General features: G+C 61.9%; 10 protein-coding genes. 5 read left to right on the top strand and 5 right to left on the bottom strand.

Annotated features, from left to right (window positions below):
• Positions 1–23 precede the first annotated feature (23 nt).
• The 5 genes from sucC to WCA85_RS29370 all read left to right on the top strand — a co-directional run bounded on the left by sucC (position 24) and on the right by WCA85_RS29370 (position 5,814).
• Positions 24–1,193 carry an ADP-forming succinate--CoA ligase subunit beta gene (gene sucC / locus WCA85_RS29390; protein WP_424068385.1) on the top strand — a complete coding sequence of 390 codons (1,170 nt, stop codon included), beginning with the start codon at positions 24–26 and terminating at the stop codon, positions 1,191–1,193.
• 104 nt (positions 1,194–1,297) lie between these two features.
• Entirely contained in the window at positions 1,298–2,179 is an 882-nt protein-coding gene (gene sucD / locus WCA85_RS29385) for a succinate--CoA ligase subunit alpha (RefSeq protein ID WP_424068384.1), read from the top strand.
• A gap of 164 nt (positions 2,180–2,343) precedes the next feature.
• Positions 2,344–3,069: a TerC family protein gene (locus WCA85_RS29380; RefSeq protein ID WP_424068383.1), complete on the top strand. Its 726-nt coding sequence runs from the start codon at positions 2,344–2,346 to the stop codon at positions 3,067–3,069.
• A 135-nt stretch (positions 3,070–3,204) separates the two neighbouring features.
• Positions 3,205–3,840: a pilin gene (locus tag WCA85_RS29375; RefSeq protein ID WP_424068382.1), complete on the top strand. Its 636-nt coding sequence runs from the start codon at positions 3,205–3,207 to the stop codon at positions 3,838–3,840.
• A gap of 189 nt (positions 3,841–4,029) precedes the next feature.
• Positions 4,030–5,814 carry a PglL family O-oligosaccharyltransferase gene (locus WCA85_RS29370; protein WP_424068381.1) on the top strand — a complete coding sequence of 595 codons (1,785 nt, stop codon included), beginning with the start codon at positions 4,030–4,032 and terminating at the stop codon, positions 5,812–5,814.
• A 44-nt stretch (positions 5,815–5,858) separates the two neighbouring features.
• Here the strand turns inward: WCA85_RS29370 and moaC are convergent, their stop codons facing one another.
• The 5 genes from moaC to WCA85_RS29345 form a co-directional block, all read right to left on the bottom strand.
• The gene (moaC, locus tag WCA85_RS29365; RefSeq protein ID WP_424068380.1) at positions 5,859–6,335 is read right to left on the bottom strand and encodes a cyclic pyranopterin monophosphate synthase MoaC; all 477 of its coding nucleotides are present in this window, start codon (positions 6,333–6,335) and stop codon (positions 5,859–5,861) included.
• 50 nt (positions 6,336–6,385) lie between these two features.
• Complete coding sequence (locus WCA85_RS29360) at positions 6,386–6,985, bottom strand: DUF2946 family protein (RefSeq protein ID WP_424068379.1); 600 nt, start codon at positions 6,983–6,985, stop codon at positions 6,386–6,388.
• A complete protein-coding gene (locus tag WCA85_RS29355; protein ID WP_424068378.1) occupies positions 6,978–8,084 on the bottom strand; it encodes a YheT family hydrolase in 1,107 nt (368 codons plus the stop codon). Before WCA85_RS29355 ends, WCA85_RS29360 begins: the two co-directional genes overlap by 8 nt.
• 33 nt (positions 8,085–8,117) lie before the next feature.
• Positions 8,118–8,564 (bottom strand): nuclear transport factor 2 family protein, encoded by a 447-nt coding sequence (locus WCA85_RS29350; RefSeq protein ID WP_424068377.1) that lies wholly within the window; start codon positions 8,562–8,564, stop codon positions 8,118–8,120.
• A 138-nt stretch (positions 8,565–8,702) separates the two neighbouring features.
• Positions 8,703–8,898, bottom strand: a 196-nt coding sequence (locus tag WCA85_RS29345) for a glycosyltransferase family 9 protein (RefSeq protein WP_424068376.1), incomplete at its 5' end; no start/stop codon positions are given.

Below are 8,898 nucleotides of genomic sequence, written 5' to 3'. Positions count from 1 at the left end.
TCTCAGACTGAAGGGAATCACGCATGAAGATTCACGAGTACCAGGGTAAGGAAATCCTGCGGAAATTCGGCGTCGCGGTACCGCGCGGCAAGCCGGTCTTCTCGGTGGATGATGCGGTCAAGGCCGCAGAAGAGCTCGGCGGCCCGGTATGGGTCGTGAAGGCTCAGATCCACGCGGGTGGCCGTGGCAAGGGTGGCGGCGTGAAAGTCGCAAAGTCGCTGGAACAGGTTCGCGAATACGCGAACCAGATCCTCGGCATGCAACTCGTCACGCACCAGACTGGTCCGGAAGGCCAGAAGGTGAACCGCCTGCTGGTCGAAGAAGGCGCTGACATCAAGAAGGAGCTGTATGTCGGCCTCGTGATCGATCGTGTTTCGCAAAAGGTCGTCGTGATGGCGTCGAGCGAAGGCGGCATGGACGTCGAAGAAGTCGCGGAAAAGACGCCCGAGCTGATCCACAAGATCGCCGTCGATCCGTCGGTCGGTCTGAAGGACGCTGAAGCGGACGAACTGGCCACCAAGATTGGCGTGCCGGCCGCTTCGCTGCCGCAAGCTCGCGCAATCCTGCAAGGCCTGTACAAGGCGTTCTGGGAAACGGACGCGTCGCTGGCCGAAATCAACCCGCTGATCCTGACGGGTGACGGCAAGGTGATCGCACTGGACGCCAAGTTCAACTTCGATTCGAACGCGCTGTTCCGTCATCCGGAAATCGTCGCTTACCGCGATCTGGACGAAGAAGATCCGGCTGAAGTCGAAGCCTCGAAGTTCGACCTCGCGTACATCTCGCTCGACGGCAACATCGGCTGCCTCGTGAACGGCGCTGGCCTCGCAATGGCAACGATGGACACCATCAAGCTGTTCGGCGGCGAACCGGCGAACTTCCTGGACGTGGGCGGTGGCGCCACGACCGAGAAGGTCACGGAAGCGTTCAAGATCATGCTGAAGAACCCGAATCTGACGGCCATTCTGGTCAACATTTTCGGCGGCATCATGCGCTGCGACGTGATCGCGGAAGGCGTGATCGCGGCGTCGAAGGCTGTGTCGCTGAAGGTGCCGCTCGTGGTCCGCATGAAGGGCACGAACGAAGACCTCGGCAAGAAGATGCTCGCTGAATCCGGCCTGCCCATCATCGCGGCAGACAGCATGGAAGAAGCTGCACAGAAGGTCGTCGCGGCCGCTTCGGGCAAGGCGTAAGCCAGGCCAGTCGCTAAACACGGATTACGAATGGCGGCGCGCGAGCGACGCGGGTGATGAACATCCCGCCTCGCTTGCGGCGCCAGACGAACAGAGGTCAATACATGTCGATTCTGATCAACAAAGACACTAAGGTCATCACGCAGGGCATTACCGGCAAGACCGGTCAGTTCCACACGCGTGCTTGCCGTGAATATGCAAACGGTCGCGAAGCGTACGTCGCGGGCGTGAACCCGAAGAAGGCCGGCGAAGATTTCGAAGGCATTCCTATCTACGCAAGCGTGAAGGAAGCGAAGGCTGAAACGGGCGCAACCGTCTCGGTCATCTACGTTCCGCCCGCAGGCGCAGCCGCAGCAATCTGGGAAGCCGTCGAAGCCGACCTGGACCTCGCAATCTGTATCACGGAAGGCATTCCCGTCCGTGACATGATCGAGCTCAAGGCACGCATGCGCGCGAAGAACAGCAAGACGCTGCTGCTCGGACCGAACTGCCCGGGCACGATCACGCCGGACGAACTGAAGATCGGCATCATGCCGGGTCACATCCACCGCAAGGGCCGCATCGGCGTCGTGTCGCGTTCAGGCACGCTGACGTATGAAGCAGTCGGCCAGTTGACGGCGATCGGCCTTGGCCAGTCGTCGGCAGTGGGTATCGGCGGCGACCCGATCAACGGTCTGAAGCACATCGACGTGATGAAGATGTTCAATGACGATCCGGATACGGACGCCGTGATCATGATCGGCGAAATCGGTGGTCCGGACGAAGCGAATGCTGCTGAATGGATCAAGGGCAACATGAAGAAGCCGGTGGTTGGCTTCATCGCGGGTGTCACGGCTCCGGCCGGCAAGCGCATGGGTCACGCTGGCGCGCTGATCTCGGGCGGTGCCGATACGGCTGAAGCCAAGCTGGAAATCATGGAAGCTTGCGGTATCACGGTCACGAAGAACCCGTCGGAAATGGCGCGTCTTCTGAAGGCGATGCTGTAAATCAAAATAGGTCGGCCTGTCCGGCCAATTTTTGATACTCTTACGAAACCCTTTCGTAAAAGCGCAGTCCTAAAGCGAGGGAGCGAGCAATTGCTCCCTCGCTTTTTTTATTGGTTGCGCACTTTCGCTTTGCTTCGCGCCGGCATCCTTCTATTCTCCCGTCCATGCTCGAGTTTTTCGCCACGCTCCATTGGGGCGCCGTCATTCAGATCATCGTGATCGACATCCTGCTGGGTGGCGATAACGCGGTCGTGATCGCGCTCGCCTGCCGCAACCTGCCGCCGGCGCAGCGCACAAAGGGGGTCTTGTGGGGCACTGCCGGGGCTATCCTGCTGCGTGTCGCGTTGATTGCATTCGCGGTGGTGCTGCTCGACGTGCCGCTGCTGAAGTTCGCTGGTGGCTTGCTGCTGCTATGGATTGGCGTCCGTTTGATGGCGCCCGCGCATGATGTCCATGAAGACGTGAAGCCGGCTGACAAGCTGATGGCCGCGATCAAAACTATCGTTATCGCAGACGCGGTTATGAGCCTCGATAACGTGATTGCGATCGCCGGCGCAGCCGAAGCCGCCGACCCGGAACACCGGCTCGCGCTGGTTATCTTCGGGCTGGTCGTGAGCATTCCGCTGATCGTCTGGGGCAGCCAGATCGTGTTGAAACTGCTGGACCGCTTTCCCATAATTGTCACGCTCGGCGCGGCTCTGCTCGGCTGGATTGCGGGCGGCTTGATCATCAACGATCCGGCGGGCGACCGGTGGCCGGTTCTCGACTCGCCGGTGGCCGAATACGGCATGAGTATCGCGGGCGCGTTGTTTGTGGTGATCGTCGGTTATTTTCTCAAGCGCCGTAACGCGAGTCGCGCGGTGGACCAACTGCCGCCCGGCGCACCGTGATTCAGGCGCGGCTCGGGCAGGCGGTGCCCAGGCGTTAGCCATCCGGCTGACTATGTAGGCTCCCCGCCGCTGGATACGATCAAAGCGCCTGTTCCGATTCGCGGAGCAGGCGTTTTTCGTTTCAGGAGTCTGCCGATGATCGCCACTGTTTATTCTTCCACCTCTTCCTTTCCTCCGCCGCGGCGCGGCGGTGCATTGGCTGACGCAGCCATTTCCTTCGGCGCGCACTGGCCGGTACGGCTTGCGAAAGCGTGCCGTCAGCTGGGTTTCACTCTCATCGAACTGATGATCGTGCTCGCCATCGTCGGCGTAATTGCAGCCTATGCGATTCCCGCCTACCAGGACTATCTCGCGCGCAGCCGGGTGGGCGAGGGCCTGTCGCTCGCCGCGTCGGCCAGGCTCGCGGTGGCGGAGAATGCTGCTAGCGGTGGTGCCTTTGGCGGTGGATATTCATCGCCGCCTGCTACGCGCAACGTCGAGTCCGTGCACGTCGACGACGGCACGGGACAGATTACGGTCGCCTTCACGACGCGGGTCGCCCCTGCCCGTTCGAATACGCTGGTACTCGTGCCGTCCGTGCCCGACAACGCCGATGCCCCGACCGCCCGCATCGCGCTCGCCAAGGGTACCCTGCAGCCCGGGACGGTAACGTGGGAGTGCTTTACCGGCGGCAAGGCCGCCTCGTCGCTCCCGGCACCGGGTGCAGGGCCGATTCCCGCGGATACGCCGACACTGCCGTCGAATCTCGCGCCGCCAGAATGCCGGGCTTGAGGCAGCAGCGCGGGTGCAACGCAATGGTAGGAGTTGCTGTGATGCGTCCACGCTAAGGATGGAAGAGGACGCACGGTGAGCGGCGGGGAAACTGAATTGCCGCTAATTTCGGCTTATTTACCCCGCTCCGGCGCACAGCAAGAGGATTTTTTTGTATAGTGCGCCGGTTGCTGACGCCCCCGGTTACTCATGTCCTCCCCATTCGCGCGCTATTTATCTCTGGTTGTACTGGCTTGTGCGTTGATTCTGCCTTACGCAGTCGTCAATCATACCTATCCGATTCCGACCTTTTACGCGGAATTCACCGCGCTGACGCTTTACGTCCTGACCAGCGCCACAGTCGTGCTGATGGTCGGGACGGCCCGGCCGCGCAGCGCGTTTGCGTCGCCGACGGTAGCGCTTGTGCCGCTGCTGTTCGGGCTGTTGCTGATCGCCCAGACCTTTGTGCTGCCGGTGGCGCAGCCTTCCATGAACTGGCTCGGCGCCGGCTACCTGCTCGCGGCCTTCTTGGCAACGCATGCGGGCTATGGCTTCACGCGCCTGAAACTCACCGAGACGACGTTTCGCTGGATGGCGGGCGCGTTGATCCTCGGCGGTCTGTTCGCGGTGTTTTGCCAGATCGTCCAGTTGTTTCACCTCGAGACCAAGGTCACGCCGCTGGTCGTGGCGTACAACGTAACCGTCGAGCGTCGGCCGTTCGGCAATATGGCACAGGCCAATCACCTCGCCACGTACATTGCCTTCGCGATGGCCGGGGCCTTGTTCCTGGTGCAGACACGGCGACTGAACGTGATCGTCTGGGCGCTGCTGTCGATCATCTTCTCGACCGGTCTCGCGTTGACCGTGTCGCGCGGGCCGTGGCTACAGATGGGTGTAATCGTGGTAGCGGGTTTCTGGATGGCGTTGGTTGAAGTCCGCCATAACCCGGCCCTGCGGCGCAGCAACCGCGAATGGTTGATTCCGGTGGTGTTAGGCGTGCTGTTCTTTGTCGTCAACGCGGTGATTCGCTGGGCCAACGTGCACTACCAGCTTGAACTGGACGTGTCGGCGGCCGAGCGCTTCAAGGACGCGGGCCAGATTGCCCCACGTCTTGCGCTGTGGAAGTACGGGTGGACGATGTTCAAGACGCATCCTCTGCTGGGTGTCGGCTGGGGCGAGTTTCCGCGCTATCAGTTCGACTATGTGAGGTCGCTGGGCGGCGTCGAGATCGCCAACAATTCGCACGACATCTTCCTTGATCTGCTTGGCAAAACCGGGCTGATCGGCCTCGCTATCGTGCTGTTGGGGCTGGTTGCGTGGTTGGTGCGGGCGGTGCGCGTACAGCACACAGCGGCTCGCGTGTTCGGTATTGCGTTGATCGGCGTGCTGGCGATGCACGCGCTCGTCGAGTATCCGCAGCAATACATGTTCTTCCTGATGCCGGCGATGTTCGTATTCGGTTTGCTTGAGACTCGGCCGCTGCAGGTGGTGTCGGAGCGTGTGTCGTTTGGTGTGTTCGCGGTGGTCGTATTTGTCGGCCTGGCGGCGCTGTACCCGGTGTTCCGTGACTACAACCGCGCTGAGGTGCTGTACTACGGCGCGCGCCCGGCTGAGCAGTACACGGAAGATCCGTCGTTCCTGTTCGGCGCATGGGGCGAATATGGGATGGCGACGCTATTGCCGATGAACGCGACGGACCTGGATCATAAGCTTGCGATGCACAAGAAGGCGCTAGCGCTGCTGCCGGGTGAAACGGTATTGCGCCGCTATGCGGTGCTGCAGGCACTCGCTGGCGACACGAATGACGCCTTCGATACGGTTGAGCGTCTGCGGATTTTTGCAGTCGAACTGAACGACTGGCCGTCGCAATTGGGCTACCTTTACGAGCTATGCGATGAACAGAAGTCGCTTGTGGGCTTCAAGGCTGAACTCGTGAAGAAGTACGGCATGCCGCCTAAAGACATCAACTCGGACGATGACGACAGCGACGATTGACGGGCTTCGCTGAAATTTGAGGGGCGGGCGGGAGGACAAACGATCTATCCCGCCACCCAATCCCCCGACTTCCCACCGTGCTTCTCCAGCACCTTCACATCCGTGATGGTCATGCCCCGATCCACCGCCTTGCACATGTCATAGACGGTGAGCAGTCCCACTTGCACGGCGGTCAGCGCTTCCATTTCCACACCCGTGCGTCCCAACGTCTCGACCTGCACCGAGCAATGCACGCCAGGGAGCGCCTCATCGAGTTCGAAGTCAACCTTAACGCGCGTGAGCGCCAGCGGGTGACACAGCGGAATCAGATCGGCGGTGCGCTTGGCGCCCTGGATCGCTGCGATGCGCGCGATCCCGATCACATCGCCTTTCTTGGCGTTGCCGTCGCGGATCAGTGCAAACGTCGCGGGGAGCATGCGGATCGAACCGCGTGCGATGGCGATGCGTTTCGTCTCCTGCTTACCGCCGACGTCCACCATATGCGCCTGTCCAGCGGCGTCGAAATGAGTGAGTTCGGGCATGGTGGGGCTCCTGGTGAGAGCGCCTATCTTACCAGCGCGGTGTGCGCAGCTTACGACCCGGCCTGACTGTCCGCCGCCGCCTGAGCAGGGCTCGCGACAAATCCAAAGCGCGTCGCGACGTCTGCATGAGAGACAGCGTGCAGCGGCAGCGTCACATCAGCGCGCCACCGAAACTGCCCGCTCCCGCCGTCTTCGGCGAGCTCCGCGTGTTCGGAGAACAGATCCAGATCATGATCGTGCAGCACCGCAATGCGCGGGGGCTCTGAGGTATCCGAGAACAGGACGCCGCCTTCGTCATCGAGCCATGCTGTGGCCGGTTCGAACGTATTGCCTGCCTGATCGGTAAGCGTGAGCTCGCCGCCGACCGCCGCCGCCGCTGCAAGGCGCACCACCCAAGGCGTATAGCCCAATTCCACATACACTCGCTGCGGCCCATTCTGAAAAAACCACTGGCCGCTGGCGTCCGCTTCATAGTTCCGGTTGATGAACGCAAGCAACGCCGTATGACGGATCGGTTCGCCCGGTGCGCCGCGGGCCTGGGCGTCGTCATCGCGCATGCGCCAGTTGCCGCGCCGGTCGAGCAACAACCAGCCGGTGCAATGCGGTACGTTGGGCCATTTGGCAAGCGCCTGGCGAACGATGTCATCCATGGTCGACGAAGGGCCTCAGATAGTTGAAGACGCGCCGCGACAGCCAGTCGATGCGCCCAGGAAACGGCCCCGTCATAAAGCCGACGTGGCCGCCATGTTGGGGTTGATCCAGTTCGATCGCCGCGGATACCTCGTGCCGAGCCGGCAGTACCGTACCCGGCAGGAAGGGGTCGTTGCGGGCGTTGAGCACGAGGGTGGGCACGGTGACCTCCGGCAGTAAAGGCCGGGTGGTGGCGCGGGTCCAGTAGTCATCGGTGTCGCGAAAGCCGTGCAGCGGCGCGGTGACGACGTTGTCGAACTCATACATGGTCCGGCTCGCGAGCATCGCGTGGGCGTCGAAGAGGCCCGGATACTGTTCAAGCTTCTGCAGCGCCTTCACCTTCAGCGTTTTCAGGAAGTTGCGGGTGTAAATCTTGCCAAAGCCCTGCGATAGCGCGTGCCCGCCGGCGTGGACGTCGAGCGGGGCGGAAATGGCCGCAGCCGCGCTGATGATCGACGCATCCTCGCGCCGCTCGCCGAGCCAGCGCAACAGCACATTGCCGCCCAACGACACGCCCGCTGCAACGATCGGCCCGCGATGCGTATCGCGTAGACGCCGCAGGACCCAGTCGACCTCATTGCTATCGGCCAGGTGATAAAAGCGCGGCAGCAGGTTCAGCGATCCGCTGCAACTGCGAAAATGCGGCACGACCCCGTCCCAGCCCAAGTCACGGGCGGCCGCCATCAAGGTCCGGGCGTAGTGCGAGCCGGAACTGCCTTCGAGGCCATGAAACAGGACGAAAAGTGGCGTATCGGGGGTGAGCGGTGGGTTCGCGCCGTTGCCCGTGGTGGCGTGCGACCCGTTAACGACAGCAGCGGGACGCGTAGGTGCCTCATGCACCAGCCAGTCAAGTTCAATGAAATCGCCATCCGGCGTATCCCAGCGCTCGCGCCGGTAGTTCACAGCAGGCAGGCGGGCAAACAGCGCGGGAACGATGGTCTGGATGTGACTGGTCGGCAGCCAGAGCGGCGCCCTGTAGAACATCTCGACGCTCGCCTCAGCAGCCGCGGCCACGCGGGCAGCGCCGGAGGAAACGGTCTTGTTGTGCGTCGTACTCATACCAGCAACCGGAAAAAACAAAAACGGAAAGCGTCAGTGCAATGACCCTTGGCCATGACGCATTTTCGCAGCGAACTGGTTGGCCGCTTCGTTCGGCATCGCACTTGCGTGAATATGTGCAATGCGCCATTCCCCACGTTCGTGGACCATTACGTAGGTCGTGAACACCATGGTGGGCGTGGCAGTCAAATCGGCTGGCCGATGCGCTTCGGCAATCGCATACACGACGGTGCCCAGGCTGTCGTACACGCGGATGTCGATGGGTTCGATCGAAACCGGGTTGAGTTCCAGCTGGACCAACAACCCCGCGCGGATGCTGTCGAGCCCGTGCAGATGCGAGCCGTCGGCGCAGATGCAACTGGCGAATTCTTCGTCGATCCACAGGCCCATCAAACTGTCGATATTGACCTCCGCAATCGCCTGGTAATAGGCGTTGAGGGTATCCGCAGCAGCTTCGAAGATGTGGGCAAAACGTGGCATGGCTCGTCAGTCTCTTGTGCGCAGCACGCGCGGTTGCGGGACAGCTGTCAGCGGGACAACCGCGAGGATGCCCGCGCCGCGAGGCGCGGGGATGACACCAGGCGGCTCAGATGCCACGCGGCGTGCGGTGTCGGAAGTTCAGCGTTGCGCGAGCAGCATGCCGCGCAGGTCGCCGAATACCTGTTCGGCGCTCAGTTGCTTCAGGCAGTTCAAATGACCGAGCGGACACTCGCGCTCAAAACAGGGACTGCATTCGAGATGCAGCCATTGTACCTTCGCGAGGTCGGACAATGGCGGGGTGTGGCGCGGATCGGTCGAACCGTAGACCGCGACC

The organism is Paraburkholderia sp. (genome assembly GCF_049581445.1).
Classification (GTDB): Bacteria; Pseudomonadota; Gammaproteobacteria; order Burkholderiales; family Burkholderiaceae; genus Paraburkholderia.
The sequence above is the reverse complement of the archived record's forward strand: the minus strand, read 5'-3'. Positions and strand labels throughout refer to the sequence as shown.